This is a genomic window from Citrobacter sp. CRE-46 (assembly GCF_059615875.1).
Genome location: NZ_CM184341.1, coordinates 3,739,125 through 3,758,441 on the forward strand (window position 1 = coordinate 3,739,125; position 19,317 = coordinate 3,758,441).

Below are 19,317 nucleotides of genomic sequence, written 5' to 3' on the forward strand. Positions count from 1 at the left end.
TGGTTTGCGCGACTGACTCTTGATTATGAGTGAGTAAGCACTCATTATAGAAATCGAAAGTTCGCCGTCAAGATGATTTTCAATCTTTGACATTCTCCGTTGCGGTGCTGCAAAGGCCGTGATTCAATCATGTTTTTTACAGACTTAAGGGTAAAGTGTAGTGGCTCGTCCGAAGAGTGAAGACAAAAAACTGGCATTACTGGAAGCTGCAACCACAGCATTTGCACAATCAGGTATTGCGGCCTCAACCGCCGTAATCGCGCGCAATGCAGGGGTTGCGGAGGGAACGTTGTTTCGCTATTTCGCGACCAAAGATGATCTGATCAACGAGCTTTACCTCTTTTTAAAACACGATCTCTGCCAGTCGATGATGGCCAATCTGGACCGTTCAGTGACCGATGCCAAAACCATGACTCACTACATCTGGAACAGCTACATTAGCTGGGGTCTGAATCATACCTGCGGACATCGCACCATTCGTCAGTTGGCCGTCAGCGAGGAAATCAGCAAAGAAACTGAACAGCAGGCTGACGATATGTTTCCGGAACTGCGCGATCTTTGTCATCGCTCCGTGCGCCCTGAATTTATGTCGGACGAGTATCGCGCCTTCGGCGACGGGCTTTTTTTGACACTTGCAGAAACAACCATGGAATTCGCTGCCCGCAACCCTGCCCGCGCGACGGAATACATTTCGTTGGGGTTTGAAGCCATGTGGCGCGCCCTGACCCGCGAGGAAAAATAATGGATGGAAAGACACTGCATGTCTGCGCGAAGCGCCTTGCGCTTGAACTGCCTTTTACTGAGCACTGCTGGCCTTTTGGCCCGGAATACGACGTGTTCAAGGTCGGCGGCAAGATTTTCATGCTGGTCTTTGAACATCACGGACGCCCGCTGGTTAACCTGAAATCCGATCCGCAAAAATCACTGTTAAATCAGCAGATCTACCCCAGCATTGAACCCGGTTATCACATGAATAAAAAGCACTGGATCTCAGTCTATCCAGGCGACGACATTACCGAGTCATTGCTGACGGACCTGGTGAGCGACTCATGGCACCGGGTGGTGGATGGTTTGCCTAAGCGCGATCAGCAACGCCTGCGGCCAGGCTGATTTATCGTTAGCGTCGATAAGTGTTTTTGCATTTTTCGCTCTTATCATTTTCTCGCTAACCCTGTACCCTGCTGAAACTAAACGCACCCGCAGGGTAGGAAAACCACCAGGAGTAGTTATGGATATTGTTTCTGTCGCCTTAAAACGTTACTCCACTAAGGCATTCGATCCGAATAAAAAACTGACCGCTGAGCAGGCCGAAAAATTAAAAACGCTGCTGCAGTTTAGCCCGTCCAGCACCAACTCTCAGCCGTGGCACTTTATCGTTGCCAGCACTGACGAAGGTAAAGCGCGCGTGGCGAAATCCGCAGCCGGCGGCTTTGTATTCAACGAGCGTAAAATGCTGGATGCATCCCACGTTGTGGTGTTCTGCGCCAAAACGGCGATGGACGATGCATGGCTGGAGCGCGTCGTCGATCAAGAAGAGCGCGATGGCCGTTTCGCTACCCCGGAAGCCAAAGCCGCTAACCACAAAGGCCGTACTTTCTTTGCCGACCTGCACCGCAAAGATCTCAAAGATGACAACCACTGGATGGCGAAACAGGTGTACCTGAACGTCGGTAACTTCCTGCTGGGCGTTGCGGCGATGGGGCTGGACGCGGTGCCAATCGAAGGCTTTGATGCTGCCGTTCTCGACGCAGAGTTTGGCCTGAAAGAAAAAGGTTTCACCAGCGTAGTCGTGGTCCCGGTAGGTCATCACAGCGTAGAGGATTTCAACGCCGCGCTGCCGAAATCTCGTCTGCCGTTGGAAACAACGCTGACTGAAGTCTGATTTTTGCCGTTATGCCCGATGCGTGTCGCCGTCATCGGGCGTATCACTACTGATTCAGCCACGCCAGAGCCTGCTCCCCCGCTTCATCCATCGGTAAATAAACCAGCAGCCGCGAACCGTTACGCGGGGCGGAATACCAGTACATTTGCTGCAAGCTAAAACGCCCTAACTGCGGATGAACAAAGTTTTTGACCTGATTTTCCACACCGCGAACGTCATAACGCTGATGCCATAATGCTTCAAACTCAGACGATGCGGCAAAAAAGCGCGCCAGTTTATTTTCCCAAACAGGATCGCTGCGATGTTCCGCCATTGCCGCACGGAAATAAGAAACAAACGTCGGTAATACATCGCAGTTTTCTATCCGGCTACGCCAGGTTTCATTCGTGAGATAGAGGTAAATACAGTTGCGGTCTTCGCTCGGGAGCGTGGAGAAATCAACGCCCATCAACCGGCAAAAACTGTCGTTCCAGGCCACGATGTCAAAACTGGGTTTCTGAATACTGGCGGGCTGCGGCATCAGGCTGTCGAGCATCTTTCGGGTGCCTGGCGCAATCCCTTCACACACCATCACCGGCGTGGATTCCGGTGGCGTCAATCCGGCCAGTACAAACAGGTGGCGGGTTTCCAGCGGACTGCATTGCAGCGCGCTCGCTACATTCAGCAAGACCGCTTGCGACGGATTGACCTCTCGCCCCTGCTCCAGCCAGGTGTACCAGGTGACGCCAACGTTAGCCAACATCGCGACTTCTTCGCGGCGCAGACCGGGCGTTCTTCGCCGCCCAATGCGCGGCAGACCCAGACGCTGCGGATCGAGGCTTTCCCGTCGCGCACGTAAAAACGCGCCAAGCTGCTTGCGGCTGTCATCAGGGAGAATAACCGCGGATTCCTGTTGCGCTATTACCGACATGGACTCTCCAGCATAGTAGTACCAATACCAGTATAACCAGGAACTGGTACCCGTTTAATTTTTCAGTGATGCTACGTCCATCTGCAAAATGATGCAATGGAGTTACTATGAGTACATCAACTGTTTCACCCGGCCGCATAGGGTTGCTCCTGTTATTGACAGGCCAAATGCTCCCGCTCATTGATACATCAATTACCAATGTCGCTCTGGATTCCATTACCCAGTCGCTTCAGGCCACCACCACACAGCTGGAGCTGATTGTCGCTTTGTACGGGGTGACTTTCGCCGTTTGTCTGGCGCTGGGCAGCAAACTCGGTGATAACTATGGTCGCCGCCGCCTGTTTATGACAGGCGTCGTGCTGTTTGGCATCGCCTCTCTTTTATGCGGGATGGCGAATTCCATTCATATGTTACTGGCTGCCCGCGTTCTACAAGGTGCGGGCGCGGCGCTAATCGTGCCGCAGATCCTTGCCACCCTGCACGTCACGCTGAAAGGTCCTGCACATGCGCGGGCCATCAGTTTGTATGGAGGAATTGGCGGCATCGCGTTTATTGTCGGCCAGATGGGCGGAGGCTGGCTGGTTTCGGCAGATATTGCAGGGCTGGGCTGGCGCAACGCCTTTTTTATTAATGTCCCGATCTGTCTGTTAGTTCTGATGTTCAGCCAACGCTATGTCCCGGAAACCACGCGAGAAACCCGAACCCGCATCGACTGGCTGGGCACCAGCAGTCTGGCTGCGATTCTCTGCTGCTTGTTGTTTCCCATGGCATTAGGCCCGGAAACCGGCTGGCCGTGGCAGACTCAGCTTGCTCTGGTCGCCATCCTGCCTTTGGGATGGTGGATGCGCAGCAATGCGTTACGACAAGAACAGACCGGGCAACATCCTCTCTTACCGCCACGCCTGTTAAAACTCAGCAGCATCCGGTTCGGCGTGCTGATCGCATTACTGTTTTTTAGCGCCTGGTCAGGATTTATGTTCTGTATGGCGCTAACGCTACAGGCCGGTCTGGGGATGGCGCCATGGGAATCCGGCAATAGCTTTATTGCGCTTGGCGCAGCCTATTTTATTTCCGCCTGTTACGCACCGCGACTCATTGCCCGCTATAGCACGGGACGTATTCTGCTCACCGGGTTGATTATTCAGATCGCTGGCTTGATGGGCTTAATGATGACCTTCTGGTATTCAGGTATGCATACCTCAGCCATTACGCTCGTTCCGGCGACAGCGTTTATCGGCTATGGTCAGGCGCTGATTGTGAACAGTTTTTATCGCATCGGTATGCGCGATATCGCCACGCACGATGCGGGCGCCGGAACCACCATTCTGAGTACGTTGCAGCAGGCAACATTAGGAATCGGTCCCGCCGTGTTGGGGGCGCTGTTCCTGCATCTGCAGCAACATTACCATGGTGATTACACGCGCTCGGTTATCGGCTTTTTAGCCGTCGAAGCCACAATGATGACCGTACTGTTACTGACTACCTTTTTATTTCGCCGCACGCTGAATATCAATCCGGTGTGCGCCAGCATCGCCGCAAAATCGTAGGCAAGACGAGCGTAATTTGCATAAGCTCCTGACAGCGGTCATCATAGGCCGCTGTTTATTAAGGAGACATTATGCAGGAATTGATATCTCAGGTAGAAGAACTCGGCATTGAAATAAACCACACCACCTCGCTGGTGATGATTTTTGGCATTATTTTTCTCACCGCCATTATTGTTCACGTTATTTTGCACTGGGTGGTGCTGCGCGCATTTGAAAAGCGCGCGAACGCCAGCTCCCGTCTGTGGCTACAAATCATCACGCAGAACAAGTTATTTCACCGGCTGGCATTCACCCTGCAGGGTATCATTGTCAACATTCAGGCCGCGCTGTGGTTACAAAAAGGCAGCGAAGCCGCAGAGATATTAGTGACCTGCGCTCAGCTGTGGATCATGATGTACGCCCTGCTGTCCCTGTTCTCCCTGCTGGACGTTATTCTCAATCTGTCGCAAAAACTCCCAGCCGCATCTCAGCTACCGTTGAAAGGTATATTCCAGGGAATCAAACTGATCGGCGCAATTATCGTTGGGATTTTGATGATTTCCCTGCTGATTGGTCAGTCCCCGGCAATACTGATAAGCGGCCTGGGCGCGATGGCCGCCGTCTTAATGCTGGTGTTTAAAGACCCAATCCTCGGCCTGGTGGCCGGCATACAGCTTTCAGCCAACGATATGTTGAAGTTGGGCGACTGGCTGGAAATGCCGAAATACGGCGCAGACGGCGCGGTTATCGATATTGGTTTGACCACGGTGAAAGTGCGCAACTGGGATAACACCATCACCACTATCCCCACCTGGTCACTGGTATCGGACTCTTTTAAAAACTGGAGCGGGATGTCTGCTTCCGGGGGGCGACGCATTAAACGCAGCATCAGCATTGATGCCACCAGCATTCATTTTCTTGACGAAGATGAACGCCAGCGACTGCATAAAGCACACCTGCTAAAGCCGTATTTAACCACGCGTCATCAGGAAATTGACGAGTGGAATCAGCTATTGGATGCGCCTGAATCCGTATTGAATCACCGCCGGATGACCAATATTGGCACTTTCCGCGCCTATCTGAACGAATATTTACGTCACCATCCGCGGATTCGCAAAGATATGACGTTAATGGTACGCCAGCTTGCACCAGACGATCATGGTTTGCCGATCGAGATTTATGCTTTTACCAGTACGGTAGTCTGGCTGGAATATGAAAGTATTCAGGCTGATATCTTCGACCATATATTCGCAGTGATCGAAGAGTTTGGCTTACGTATTCATCAGTCACCTACCGGAAATGATATTCGCGCATTGTCAGGGGCTTTTCAGCGTTAATCGGCAATGAGAAGTGGTGACCGATCTCATCGCCAGGATGAGATCGGTTAGATATTAGCGGGATTTACGGCGCAGCAGTTTGAAGGCAACAAACAGGAACAGGATCCATATCGGCAGCAGAATAGCGGACAAGCGCATATCATCCATGGTGCACATCAGCACCAGAATCATGCCGAGGAAGGCAATGCACAGATAGTTTCCGGCCGGATACAGCAGCGCTTTAAACTGGGTATCACGTCCTTTGCGGCGCATCGCCGCGCGGAATCGCAAATGCGCCAGACAAATCATAATCCAGTTTAGTAGCAGCGTCGCGACAACCAGCGCCATCAACAGACTGAACGCTTTTTGCGGCAGCACATAGTTGATCAACACCACCAGTGACGTAATCGCGCCGGACAGAATCAATGAGTTCACCGGAACGCCACGACGACTGACGCGGGTTAAAAACTTCGGCGCATTTCCCTGCACGGACAAGCCAAACAGCATGCGGCTGTTCGAGTAAACACCGCTGTTATAGACCGACAGCGAAGCCACCAGAATGACAAAGTTCAGTGCAGAAGCCACCACGTTACTGTCAAGATTATGGAAAATCATCACGAACGGGCTACTGTTTGATTTCACTTCCACCCACGGGTACAAGGCCAGCAGCACCACCAGGGAACCGATGTAAAACAGCAAAATACGGTACACCACCTGATTTACCGCTTTCGGGATACTTTTCTGCGGATCCTGCGCTTCCGCGGCAGTGATCCCTATCAATTCCAGCCCGCCAAACGAGAACATAATCACCGCCAGCGAGAGGATCAATCCGTTCCAGCCGGTGGCAAAAAAGCCGTTGTAACGCCAGAGATTATCGATGCTCGCATGTTCCCCGCCGTTACCGGAAAACAGCATCCAGATACCAAAGCCAATCATGCCGATAATGGCCAGCACTTTAATCAGCGCAAACCAGAATTCCGTTTCGCCATACAGACGTACGTTAACCAGATTGACGGCGTTGATGATCACAAAAAACGCGGCGGCCCAAATCCAGGTGGGGACATCGGGCAGCCAGTACTGCATGTAGATTCCGGCCGCTGTCAGCTCCGCCATGCCAACCAGCACAAACATCACCCAGTAGTTCCAGCCGGACAAAAAGCCAGCAAACGGTCCCCAGTATTTATAGGCAAAATGGGCAAACGATCCGGAAACGGGTTCTTCCACCACCATTTCGCCCAGTTGACGCATAATCAAAAAAGCGATGATTCCGGCTACGCCGTAACCCAGTAACACCGCAGGCCCCGCCATCTGAATGGCCGGACCAATGCCCAAAAACAGTCCGGTTCCAATTGCGCCGCCCAGCGCAATTAACTGAATATGGCGGTTTTGCAACCCCCGCTGAAGCGTCGGCTCATTCGTCGACGCGGCATCAGACACGCTGGTGTCAGATGCAGTTGACGCGTTTTTCACGCCCTTCCCCTGTGTCGTTTTTATTGAAGGGGCTTCTTTTAACATTTCAACCTGGTTGCCGCAAGGCGCAATCGTTTAACACCATGGTCATCAGCGATGCCTGAGCCGTTGTTATTTTTCATGGGCTGCTCCTTACCAGAGCTCACGCTTTTCATAATTACAGTGAATTATTCTGGACGAAAAGGCATTGCAGGCCACAGAATGCACCTTACTGTTTTTCTAACATTTTCAAATGGGTGAGCCTGTTGTATTTCAGTCACTCATTTTTAAGCCAGGCCAGGCAACGACTGTCATGAATAAGATCATCAAACGACTGGAAATCGTCAAAAGCGCTATTGAACTGGAAGATGAGGAGATTATTTTCCAACAGGTGGCGCATCTGAAAAATGAGCCTTTGTCAGTCGTGCCAGACACCATCGTGCAGGCGATCGAAGCCCGGCGCTTTAGCGATGCTCTGCGTGAAATCACCGCCTGGCTGCAATCTCAGCGGGCAGTCTCTACGTGGCAGGATCCTGCGATTGCGGCGAGTAAACTCGAACTGAAAGCGCTTGAAACACAATTGCGTGACCTGATTGATAAGCGCAACACGCGCATTCAAATCCTCGATGATTTCAACGATCTATACCATCTTCGTCTTGGGCCGTTGATGAGCCGCATCCTTGAGCTGCGTAAGCAACTGGCCGCCAGCGCGCAACGTAAGCAGGAAGCGGAGCGAAAACGCCGGGAAAAAGACTATCAATCCTGTCAGCACTATATTTCCCAGGCCGTTGAGCAGTTGGCCAGACTCAAGCAGCAATGGATGAACCAGCACTCAGATTCGCGCGAATCTGTCGAAACCCGGCAACGCATTCAGCAACAAACGGAGCTGATCACCGCCCTGCTGGCGGAGATTCGTGAACTGGAAAACGACTTTTCTCGCCAGGACGACAGCGCGACTCGCCAGGCACAAGAAGAGGCCAGTCATGAATATGATGAATATCAGGAGCAGCAGCAGGACGCACAGCATCGTTTTACCCGCGATCAACGACTTTCTCCCGATGAGCGTAGCGAGCTAAAGCGCCTGTGGCGGCAGGCCAGTCGTCTTTGCCACCCGGACGTAGTGGCGGATGATCTGAAAGAGAAAGCGCATCAGATGATGGTACAGCTTAACCAGGCGCGCCAAAATGCCGACCTTGCCGCCGTACGGGCGTTACTGACCCAGTTACAAAGTGGTCTCGAACCGATGATGGCGAGCGACCGATTGAACGATCTGCAGCATTTACGCAGCAAAATACAGCAGCTCAGAGAACAAATTAACGCACTGCTGAAAGAGATTACCGAACTAGAGGCGGAAAACGCCTGGCGCCTTGCTTCCTCCGTGACCGATAAAGAGGCTTACTTCTCTGACCAACAACGGGCGCTGACGGAAATCCGCAACTCGCTGGAACAACAGGTGCAACAGGTCGAGCAGGAGCTGTTAGCGGGCTGAGCGCGAGCAGCGAAGTAAGCAGATAAAATGACAACGGCAAGCAACATGCTCAAATAAAGCACAAAAAGACCAACTCAGAATAAAAAACTATGAATACAAATTAAATTGGATAAATAGTCTTAAATTAAAACATTTTTAGATGCTTAATGTAAATTTGGCGATATTTCCACCTTCACTGTTCCCACCCGCCCCTTCTTCCTAATCTTAATTAAGAATTCTCCTACCCACCAACCAGTCCATCATCACAAGCTGGCATTCCTTTGAAATATAATCATTTTTAAATAAATCGCCGTCAATAATCCCAAGAATATCCTGCCTTTATGGAAAAGGTGGGCCCATTCTTGTGGTGATCCATAAGCGAAATCTATCAATCATCTGCTCAGAGGTGATATAAACGATTTATCTTAAATTTTAACAAAGTGTAATATCTACTTTCAGAATAGTTAATGCTTCAAATAAATACAGAAAATATCTGTTGAATCGGCAATAAATAAGGATACGTTCAAGCCAAAGAACGTTATACGAGATTTAATTAACATTCCACGCGTCGCAAGAAACTCTTTTTTCAGCCAGAAAAAAGAGGCGACTGCTTGCATTAAAATTTCAAGGAGATCGTAATGTCTAAGGCTATTTTTTTGGGTGATTCACTTTATCCCTGGCTAGGCATGCGAGAAATTCTACGTGGTTCATCATTATATATTGATATTACATACCACTCCTCTCAGACGTTTTCAGCAATCAAGTTCCTGCCAGATGGCACGGATTACATCATTATTAATCCTGACAAATCAGATTTTTTAAAATATGCCCGGATTATCCGCAGCATGGCTATCCGCCCTGCCACAAAAATTATTGTTTTGGCAGATGAAGCCACCTTTTCTCTTTTTCAAACCGTTTGCGGGAAGAACATGCAATTACTCGATCAAGATGCCAGTCTCGATCGGCTACTGCATGCCGTTACACGTATCATACAGAATAAAAAACAAAATAATATCAACGCACTACATACTAAAATTACCGCAAACGAATTCAATGTCATGATGATGCTTGCCCGGGGTTGGTCATTGGCACAAATCGCCGGGGCGTCACAAAAAAGTGAAAAAACCATCGGGGCGTACAAAAGCAACATTGCCAGAAAGCTCGGCAAAAATAACACCCGGCTCAAGTACACCATTTCCCACTATAGCCAGCCGTAACTGACTTATTTAAGGACAATTATCACGGTTATTATTTAACTCTTTCCTTTCGGCTCATTTTAAATTCCGCAACGCTCGGAAGGGAGCCCTATTCCCAAAAATCAATATGCCGGGTAGCGCATCCGCGGGCCAATCATAGCCAACAACTCAACGTATTAACACATACATAACAGGAATGTAGACGAGGGTTATATATGAACAAAGTTTACAGCATTATTTGGAACGCGGCGCTCGGCATCTGGGTGGTCGTTTCTGAATTAACTAAAGGCAAGAAAAAAAGTAGTTCACGTAAAACTGTCGCCGTCCTCGCTGCTGGCGCATTAAGCGGAGCGTCGATGATGGCCTCGGCTGATCCGATTATTGATATCGGCGATCATAATATTTCTACTGACTACCAGCGAGGAATTTCCGCTGGCGTTTATGAGGGAATTCATAACTACGGCTTCTTATATGAAGATAATACCACTGGTCAGGCGCTCAATATCAGCGGCGCGATCCCGACGATTACCCCAGGCCAAAGCGGCGTTGTTGAGTCAACGACTATCCGGGAGCTGCTGCAAACCGGCAAAATCACGCTTAAGGCTACCAGCCCTGACCAGAGCGTAAAAACAATCTCTACGGAGGAAGAGCTGGCAGAATACCTGACTCATACCCAGTCAGCGAAGCCTTCGCAAAGTACGGACTTTGATATTTTTGATCCGGCGCTTCCTGGAGAGCCAGAAACCATTAAAGTTTTTGATACCAGTGCGTTAGCCGGGTTTATCACTGAGTCACAAATCGGCGATGCTGTTTTAAATACGTATGATGCGCAACAAACGCAAATCTATAAGCAATTTGGCATCGCGTTGGCGACCAATGGCGCCACGGCCAATCTGAATATTGGCAACGATACGCTTCATGTACGTGACAAAGCCAATACCATCGAATTACTGGCTAAAGATTCCTCGCTGCTGGAAGCGCAAGGCGCCAACAGCCAGGTGAACTGGCAATCCGATAACTACATCAAATTTAACGCCGCCCCCGTTATTCCGACCAAAACGTTTAACGGTTCCAGGACAACCTCCGTATTTGGCGGCGATGTAACGCTGATGACATATGGCTATAACGACGCTGGCGAGGTGATCGAAACGGGGGAAAAAACGTTCTCAATTACCACTGCTGCGGAACTGGCTGAGTTCAATAGCTGGTTGTTAGGCGAAAGCGATGATGCCGCGCAAAAACCGGATGGACAAAAAGTCAGTCAGATCCAGTTGTGGCTGGATGTTGAAGACAGTCAAATCACAACCGTCTCCGCCGCGCAAGCGAAGTATGCTGAGCTGATAGATGACTTACTGACTTCAGGTAAGTCATCTGATGTTATCTCCTGGGATTACGACGTCTGGACCGATGGCGAGTCGCATAGCAATAACACGACCGCCGAACGCGGTGAGCTACACGCTATCTATGCCAACGGCGCAGGTACCGCCGGTACGTTGAATAAAGATGCGATGATCGCCGTAGACGGCAGTATTAATGGCGTGATGAAAGCCATTGACGGCGGGGTTATCACTAACCTGGGCGAACTGAACGCATTGCGTACCTCTACCGGCCAGAGCCTGGCAATTGGCATGCTGGCGAAAGATGCGACGGCAACCAACCACGGAACGATTAACGCCGGGCTGTTTATTGATAAGGACGGTAACCAAAACGTCAACAGCTACGGTGCATTTGGCATGCAGGGGCAAGGCGCCAGCGTAATTACCAACGAAGGCACAATCAACCAGGCGATTACTACCGATAACTTCGGTACCGCTTCTGCTGCCGATCCCTGGAGTAAAGACGATCCCGAGACTTCGTTGACGCTGGCCATTGGTATGCAGTTGTCCAACGACGCGCAAGGCACTAATAACGGCGATATCAATATCGTCAACGGACACAAAAACAATACCCCCTTTGGTAACGGCACCGCCTTTGGCGTAGAAGTCGCGGACAACGCCACATTTACCAACACCCAGAATGCCTCTATTTACCTTGGCCGCGATGCTAATAACTCCTCCCAGGATGCCATACTGCCAGGCGGTTCCAGCCCAAGCGCCGGTATCATGACCAAAAGCGCCAAAGAGGTGATTAACAACGGTCTCATCACCCTTGGCGTCGGCATACGTAACGCCGCCGGGATCCTGATCGGCAATGCAACAGGTAATGTGCTGAATACCGGCACTATCGCAATCAATGGCGATGGCCGTGGAGGCACCAGCAAGAACTACGGCATCACTGTGCGTGACAGTGGCGCAGAGAATGGTCAGATCATTAGAAATGACGGCAAAATTAACGTTAATGGCAACAATAACGTCGGGATCCACGTCAGCGCCAATAAGAAAAATGCCGAAGTCACCACCAGCGCTTCTGGTTCTATCGTAGTAGACGGTGACGGCGGCGTCGGTAACCGAAACTATGCTATTTGGGCAGAAGGCGGCACCAACGGTCAGGCAACGGTCAATGTCTATTCTGATATCACCCTGAATCAGGCAGGTAACATCGGCGTACACGTGCGTGATAACGCCATCGCTAACGTCGATAGTCTGAGTAGCCCGGCGTTCAACAACACCGATCAGATTGGTTATTACCTGTATGGTAAAGGCGCGACCGCCAATATTGGGCAGGCGGTGATGAATGACAACGGCCAGGATCGCACCACTATTTTCCGTATCGCCAATGGCGCATTGTTGGCCGGTAATACGACTAACCCGAAAGATCAGTCTACTTCTGACCTGAATCTGACGCTCAGCGGCAACAATTCTGTTGGCGTGCTCGCCACCGGCGCAGGCAGTAGCGTAGATACCGGGGAAGCGACGTTTACCGTTAAGGGCACCAACTCCGCAGCGCTGATCATCGAAGGCGGCGCCAACGGTACCATCAGCGATAAAACCACCATCAATTTAACCGGTGAAAGCACCGTTGCCGGGGTGGTGGATGGTCAGGCGCATCAATTGAATGGCGACACGCAGGGGAATGCCACGAGCACCACCCTCACCTCAAACGCGAAGATTACCTCTGAAGCCAGCGGCAACAAGGTTATTGCCTATGTGGCGAGAAATCTGGGCAACCTGCTCCTCGATACCAAAGCGATCATCGATCTGGCCAGCGTCGACAGCATCGGCGTTGATGTGCAACAAGGCGGGAACTTAACCAATAACTCCTCCAGCGCCCTGCATGTCAGCAACGGCATCGGCGTACGCGCCTCAGGCTATAACGCGCAGATTAGTAAGCTGGGCAAAATTCAGGTTGATGATGGTACTGCTGGCGTTCTGCTGACCCAGGGGGCCAGTCTGCTGATCAACGGTAAAACTGGCGACAGCATTACCACTAATGGATCTGCTGACGGTATTCGTCTGGCCGAGGGCGCAGGCGCGCTGGCCGCGCAAAGCGTGATGATTCGCGCTGAGGGGACTGGTGCCGGTATTCAAAACGATGCCAACAACACCAATATCACACTGCGTGATGTCACTATCGATTCCAACGATGGTCCAGGGATCCGCACCAGCGTCGCGCTGACCATGAACGATGGCCTGAACAACATCCTCAACGTCAACGGGAAAGGTACCGGTTTCGCCTTTGAGCAGCGCAATGGCGACGCGGTGACGGGCGATCTGACCATCGGCAAAGGCTATACCGTTGAGGTGCGAAACAGCGAAGGTAGCGGTATCCGCGCCAACACGGATGGCCAGGTCACGACCAGTGCCGACATCAACGTACATAACAGCGCAGGCGGTTCTGCGATCATTGCGAAAAACGTCAGCGCATTAACCAACAGCGGGAAGATTATTTCTGCCAGCACGACTTCACCGGTGATTGACGCCAGCGGCGACAGCAAGAAAAAAATCACCAATACCGGTACCCTTCAGGCCATCAACGACACGGCGGTGGCTATTCAGTCTGGTAAAGGCAATGACACCATTGATATCAGCGGCGGTATCACCAGCGGCGTAATCAATACCGGCGAAGGCAGAGATACCTTCAACTGGCGCAGCGGTTCCTATGCGGGCGAAGTGAATTTCGCTGGCACTGGCGGCAACAATAAAGCCAACATCGGCAATGTAATACTGGATAAAACGCGCCACATCATTACCGCTGCGGGTACGGGCAATGCCCTCACCTTCACCAATACGAAAGACGCGAAGATTGGCACGCTTGCCAGCGACAACCTGAATACCGGCACCAACATTGGCACCGGCTGGGATTCCCTGACCATCAGCGGATCAAACGCGGATGTACGCATCGTTGAAAACCTGAGTCTGGCGAGCAAAACCCTTGCCGTAAACAATGGCGCAACGCTGCGCACCGGCGATCACGTTGAGTCGACCAGTACTGCCGCCAGCATTGGCGATTACGATGTGACGACCCAGGGCGCAGGCAGCAGGGTTATCTTCGATACCCTGGGAGATGCGTCAGCGGCGCAGATCTATCGTGGCATCATCAGCGGCGACGGGAAATTTGAACGTGCGGCGGGCGGCACCACGGTGTTTACCGCCAACAACAGCTACACCGGCTCTACCACCATCGCGCAAACCGGTACGTTGCAGTTGGGTGACGGCGGCAATGAGGGCGAAGTCAGCGCCGTATCTGACATCATCGACAATGGCGTGCTGGCGATCAACCGCGCCAACAACGTCCTGCTCAACGGGGTGATCTCTGGCATCGGCGCGCTGCAACAAATCGGCGGCGGCATTACCCGTCTGAACGACAATAACACCTATACCGGCGACACCACCGTCACCAACGGTACGCTGCTGGTGAATGGCGATCAAAGCGCGGCGCGCGGCGCAACGACCGTCAGCGGCACATCCACACTTGGTGGGAATGGCATTATCGGCGGCAATGTATTGATGAACGATGCCACCACCCTCAGCGCGGGTGATGGCGGTGCGGGTACGCTCACCATTAACGGTAATCTGCAGCTTGGCAGCAAAACGACCTCCGCTTTCGAACTGGGCAACGCTCATACGCCAGGCGGTGCGCTGAACGATCTGGTGAACGTCGCAGGCGATTTGCAGCTTGACGGAACCCTGGATGTTACCACCTCACAGGGTGGGAACTTCGGACCGGGCGTATATCGTATCTATAACTACGGCGGCACGCTGAATAACCAGACGCTGGAGCTGGGCGTAATACCGGACAGCCAGGATAAGAGCAATATTTTTGTCCAGACCTCAATCGACAAACAGGTCAACCTGGTGAACGCCAACGGCGTTCCCCTGCAGTTCTGGGACGGTGCCGACGTGAACCAGAGCCACGGCGCGTCGGGCATTGAAGGCGACAGCAAAATTGACGGCGGCGATGGTAAATGGATGGCGATTGGCCATCAGGGCGATAACAACTGGACCACGGCAACCGGTGAAGGTAACGCCCCCTGGGCGCAGAAATCCTTTGCCGTCTTCACCACCAAAGGCGGAACCGTTACCGTGGATAACGCCGCGGGCGAAGTTAACTTCTCCGGGGCGCAGTTTGACGCCGATGGCTATATCGTTAAAGGTGATGCGCTTAACGCGTATGCCACCACAGAAAACGCGACCCATGCAGGCCAGACGCCAGGCACCGGTGAACTGCTGCTGCGCGTTGGCGCCGGTGGCGCGGGTCAAAACTTTACCGCGGCCATTGAGTCGGTGATCCGCGAAGCCAGCACGACTGACAAACTGACGCTGGTGAAAACCGACCCTGGTCGTCTGATCCTCAGCGGTGAAAACGAGTATCGCGGCGGCACACGCATTGATGGCGGTACGTTGCAGATTTCCTCTGACAGCAACCTCGGCCAAAGCGGAACCGATCTGGTTATTAACAACGGCTCCACCCTGCAGATGGGTGCGGACCTGACCAGCAATCGCACTATCGAGCTGGGAGCGAGTGATAACGCGGCGGTGTTTGACCTCAATTCGCGCCACTTCACGCCAGCCGGTGAGATTACCGGCGACGGTAAACTGAAAGTCACCAGCAGCTCAAGCGACGCGGGCAGCACCTTGTCGCTCGATCGCGCCAACAGCTACAAAGGCGATACCGAAATCGCCGGTACGGGTAATGCCAACAATGTCACGGTCAACGTCAGCAAGACCGGGGCCTTTGGTAGCAATGAAAGCAGCACCGTGAACGTCAATAAGGGGGCGACGCTCAATGTCAGCGGGACAGATACCAGTCTGAAATCCCTGACCATGAACATCGCCGACAGCCTGTTAACGCTGGCGGATAATGTCACCGCCGCAAGCGCCAAACTCAACCTGACTGGCGCTGCAAAAGCGCTGTTAACCGACAACGCCACCGCAGGCAACGCGACGGTTAACGTGGCAAAAGACAGTACGCTGGCTCTGGAAGAGAATGCCAGCGGCGGCAATGCCAGCGTGAATAACAGCGGACTGATGACCTTTGCCGACCTGGCGATGGCGGAAAATACCGTCGTTAAAAACCTGGTGGGCGGTAAGGTCGATATCAGCGCGGTCGACAGCGCAACCTCTATCGGCTCGTTATCCGGCGCGGGGAATGTCGAATTGGGCAATAAAGCATTGTCGCTGGGGAATCTGCAACTTGATGACACCATCAGCGGCATTATCAGCGGTAACGACGGTAGCCTGGTGAAAATCGGTGACGGCACCTTAACGCTGACAGGCGATAACACTTACACCGGCACCACGGACGTCAATGAAGGCGTGCTGCTGGTCAACGGCAACCAGTCTGCCGCGACCGGTCAGGTAACGGTTAAATCCGGCGCGACGCTCGGCGGGAACGGTATTATCGGCGGCGCGGTTGACGTGATGGACGACGGTCATATTACAGCTGGCGCCGCCATCAACAGCGTGGGTAAACTGACCACCGGTTCACTGACGCTGAGTGACAACGCCCAACTGGATTATCAGTTTGGTCAGGCTTATACCCCAGGCGGTGCCTTCAACGACCTGATTGATGTGAACGGCGACCTGACGCTCGACGGTAAGCTCAATATCGAGACCTCTCCGGGCGGCAGCTTTGACGTGGGCGTTTACCGCGTCATCAACTACACCGGCACCTTGACCAACAATGTGATGGATATTGCCAACGCGCCGGAAGCCGCAGACAGCCTGTACGTGCAAACCTCGGTTAACAACCAGGTTAACCTGGTCAACCATGCCGGACTGACGCTGCGCTTCTGGGACGGCACCGGCGGTGAGAATGGCGAACTGAAAAACAACGGCGTCATCAACGGCGGCGACGGTATCTGGCAATCCAGCCAGGGGAACGACAACTGGACCACGGATGAATCCACGCCAGAAGGCGCGCTGAACGCACCGTTTACCGATGCCGCCTTCGCGGTCTTCCAGGGTGAAGCGGGCAACGTCACCGTCGATAACAGCAAAGGCGACGTTATCATCAGCGGCGCACAGTTCGCCACCGATGGCTATCGCGTGGGTGGTGAGGCCATTACCACCGACACAGCGAACACGCTGATTCGCGTCGGCGATGGCACGGTAGACGGCGCAAACTACACCGCAACTATCAACAGCGTGATCCGCGGTACCGGCGGCCTGAATAAAGGCGATCTCGGGACGCTGATCCTCACTGGCGACAACACCTACAGCGGTGGAACCACCATCACCTCAGGTACGTTGCAGGTGGCGGGTGATACCAACCTTGGCGCGCCAGAGACGGGTATTACCTTCAACGGCGGTACGCTGAAGTATGGCGAAGCATTTGATACCGCCCGTCAGGTGACGCTGGAATCCGGCGGCGGGACATTCGATACCAACGGACATAACGTTTCCCTGCTGACGGAAGTCGAAGGTAATGGTCATCTGACCAAAACCGGTAAAGGCTCCCTCACCCTGACGCTGGATAATACCTACACCGGGGGCACTACCATCGAACAAGGCGTTTTACAGTTGGGTAATGGCGGTAACATCGGCAGCATTCAGGGAGATATCGTTGATAACGGCGTACTCAAGGTTGATCGCGCGGATACCCTGGCGTTAACGGGCAATATCAGCGGTAAAGGCCAGTTGCACCAGACCGGCAGCGGTATTACGGAACTGCAAGGTGAAAACAGCTACAGCGGCGCAACGTTGATTGCCAACGGCGTACTGCAGGCGGGTAATACCAACACCCTGAGTAGCGCGTCACACCACTACGTTGTCGCTGACACCATGTTGAACACGCAGGGATACAACCAGACCGTCGCAGGCCTGAGCAACGGCGGTGATGTCTCGCTCATCGGCCAGCAGACTGGCACAACGTTAACCGTCAAAGGGGATTACGTCGGCGAAAAAGGGATCATCAACATGGCGGCCATTCAGAATGGTAGCGGTGCAGGTATTGCCGACCGTCTGATTATTGATGGCGGTAAAGCCAGCGGGAGTACGCTGCTGGACGTTGATGGTTCTGGCCTCGGCGCACCGACCGTCGGGGATGGTATCGAGGTGGTCACGGCCCTCAATGGCGCTACCACCACCGCGCAAACGTCGCGCGACGCCTTCCACCTGGCCGCCGATCGTATGGCAGCAGGCGCGTTTGAGTACCAACTGCATGCGGGCAATGCTCAGGGTCAGGGGGAAAACTGGTATCTGAGAAGCGAATATCGTCCGGAAACCATGCTGTATTCAGGCCTTGCCAGCGTCGTGCGTCAGGGTGACATTAGTCTGCTGGGTAACATGCACCAACGTATGGGCGACGAGGTTAAACCGGGCATTGATGAAGATAATCGCGCCTGGGCGAGAATGCTTGGTTACTCCGGTAAAACCAAACTGGACGATGCGGCCGGGACGCAAACCAGCTCCCATACTATGGGTATCCAGGTCGGCGTCGATATGTATGCTAACGAAAGCTGGAAAGCCGGGATGTATACCAGCATCCTTGACATCGACAGCAATGTGAAAGGCACGAAGACGGGTAGCGACGGCAAAGGCGGAAACATCGACGACAATGCGTTTTACGTCGGCGGTTACGCCACCTGGTTCTCGGGCGACGGGATGTATGTTGATAACGTCCTGCAGTACGGTAACCATAAATCTCGCCTGGCGGCGACCGGGAATAACGGTTCTTATACCGTCAAAGGCAACACGCTGACGGCGTCAACGGAGGTGGGTAAATCGTTCCGTCTGGGTTCAAGCGCCTGGAGTCTGGAACCTCAGGCTCAGTTAATCTACCAATACAGCGATTTTGATAATGGTCGTCTTGACGGTGTGACCCAAACGAAAGTGAAAATGGATACCGCTGATTCCTTTACCGCCCGTCTGGGCGTACGTCTGGTTGCTGACTATGACACCAACCATGGCAAATTCCAGCCGTACGGCAGGGTAAACGTCTGGCAGGGTCTGGGTTCAAAAGACAAAACGCACTTTAGCAATGCGGTCGCCACCACCACGCTCGAATCCTCACAGCAGTACTCCAGCACCGAAGTTGCGGCCGGTCTGTCCTGGTCAATCGACAGAAACGTGCAGGTCTACGGTGAACTGGGTACGCAATTCAGCAACGGTGGCAGTAAGTCGCAAGTTGAAGCACCGATCAATGCTTCCATTGGCTTTAAGAAATCGTTCTAAGCAGTCATAAACTCAC

General features: G+C 52.8%; 10 protein-coding genes. 8 read left to right on the top strand and 2 right to left on the bottom strand.

Annotated elements, in window-relative coordinates:
- Positions 1 to 160: 160 nt before the first annotated feature.
- From AC534G_RS18405 to nfsB, 3 genes are all read left to right on the top strand, one after another.
- Positions 161 to 742, top strand: a complete 582-nt coding sequence (locus AC534G_RS18405) for a TetR/AcrR family transcriptional regulator (protein WP_370620829.1) — start codon at positions 161 to 163, stop codon at positions 740 to 742.
- Positions 742 to 1,110: an MmcQ/YjbR family DNA-binding protein gene (locus tag AC534G_RS18410; protein WP_038638590.1), complete on the top strand. Its 369-nt coding sequence runs from the start codon at positions 742 to 744 to the stop codon at positions 1,108 to 1,110. Before AC534G_RS18405 ends, AC534G_RS18410 begins: the two co-directional genes overlap by 1 nt.
- A 118-nt stretch (positions 1,111 to 1,228) precedes the next feature.
- On the top strand, positions 1,229 to 1,882 hold the full coding sequence (gene nfsB / locus AC534G_RS18415; RefSeq protein WP_069323119.1) for an oxygen-insensitive NAD(P)H nitroreductase: 654 nt from the start codon (positions 1,229 to 1,231) through the stop codon (positions 1,880 to 1,882).
- Between the two features lie 46 nt (positions 1,883 to 1,928).
- Here the strand turns inward: nfsB and AC534G_RS18420 are convergent, their stop codons facing one another.
- Positions 1,929 to 2,792: a helix-turn-helix transcriptional regulator gene (locus AC534G_RS18420; RefSeq protein WP_085047567.1), complete on the bottom strand. Its 864-nt coding sequence runs from the start codon at positions 2,790 to 2,792 to the stop codon at positions 1,929 to 1,931.
- 107 nt (positions 2,793 to 2,899) lie between these two features.
- Here AC534G_RS18420 and AC534G_RS18425 point away from each other — a divergent pair, with 107 nt between their 5' ends.
- Positions 2,900 to 4,339, top strand: coding sequence for an MFS transporter (locus AC534G_RS18425; RefSeq protein WP_496594451.1), 1,440 nt, complete (start codon positions 2,900 to 2,902; stop codon positions 4,337 to 4,339).
- A 71-nt stretch (positions 4,340 to 4,410) separates the two neighbouring features.
- A complete protein-coding gene (locus tag AC534G_RS18430; protein ID WP_110498592.1) occupies positions 4,411 to 5,655 on the top strand; it encodes a mechanosensitive ion channel family protein in 1,245 nt (414 codons plus the stop codon).
- Between the two features lie 54 nt (positions 5,656 to 5,709).
- Here AC534G_RS18430 and pheP read toward each other — a convergent pair whose 3' ends face one another.
- Entirely contained in the window at positions 5,710 to 7,104 is a 1,395-nt protein-coding gene (gene pheP, locus AC534G_RS18435; protein ID WP_038638573.1) for a phenylalanine transporter, read from the bottom strand.
- Positions 7,105 to 7,396: 292 nt separating this feature from the next.
- Here pheP and AC534G_RS18440 point away from each other — a divergent pair, with 292 nt between their 5' ends.
- From AC534G_RS18440 to AC534G_RS18450, 3 genes are all read left to right on the top strand, one after another.
- Positions 7,397 to 8,572: a coiled-coil domain-containing protein gene (locus AC534G_RS18440; protein WP_087857102.1), complete on the top strand. Its 1,176-nt coding sequence runs from the start codon at positions 7,397 to 7,399 to the stop codon at positions 8,570 to 8,572.
- A 617-nt stretch (positions 8,573 to 9,189) separates the two neighbouring features.
- Complete coding sequence (locus AC534G_RS18445; protein ID WP_038638567.1) at positions 9,190 to 9,768, top strand: helix-turn-helix transcriptional regulator; 579 nt, start codon at positions 9,190 to 9,192, stop codon at positions 9,766 to 9,768.
- A gap of 194 nt (positions 9,769 to 9,962) precedes the next feature.
- The gene (locus AC534G_RS18450) at positions 9,963 to 19,301 is read left to right on the top strand and encodes an autotransporter outer membrane beta-barrel domain-containing protein (RefSeq protein ID WP_199983061.1); all 9,339 of its coding nucleotides are present in this window, start codon (positions 9,963 to 9,965) and stop codon (positions 19,299 to 19,301) included.
- Positions 19,302 to 19,317: the final 16 nt, after the last annotated feature.

Excerpts from the sequence above, each read along its gene's own strand:
- AC534G_RS18410 (WP_038638590.1), top strand. The coding sequence starts at position 742 with ATGGATGGAAAGACACTGCATGTCTGCGCGAAGCGCCTTGCGCTTGAA.
- nfsB (WP_069323119.1), top strand. The coding sequence starts at position 1,229 with ATGGATATTGTTTCTGTCGCCTTAAAACGTTACTCCACTAAGGCATTC.
- AC534G_RS18420 (WP_085047567.1), bottom strand. The coding sequence starts at position 2,792 with ATGTCGGTAATAGCGCAACAGGAATCCGCGGTTATTCTCCCTGATGAC.
- AC534G_RS18425 (WP_496594451.1), top strand. The coding sequence starts at position 2,900 with ATGAGTACATCAACTGTTTCACCCGGCCGCATAGGGTTGCTCCTGTTA.
- AC534G_RS18430 (WP_110498592.1), top strand. The coding sequence starts at position 4,411 with ATGCAGGAATTGATATCTCAGGTAGAAGAACTCGGCATTGAAATAAAC.
- AC534G_RS18440 (WP_087857102.1), top strand. The coding sequence starts at position 7,397 with ATGAATAAGATCATCAAACGACTGGAAATCGTCAAAAGCGCTATTGAA.
- AC534G_RS18445 (WP_038638567.1), top strand. The coding sequence starts at position 9,190 with ATGTCTAAGGCTATTTTTTTGGGTGATTCACTTTATCCCTGGCTAGGC.
- AC534G_RS18450 (WP_199983061.1), top strand. The coding sequence starts at position 9,963 with ATGAACAAAGTTTACAGCATTATTTGGAACGCGGCGCTCGGCATCTGG.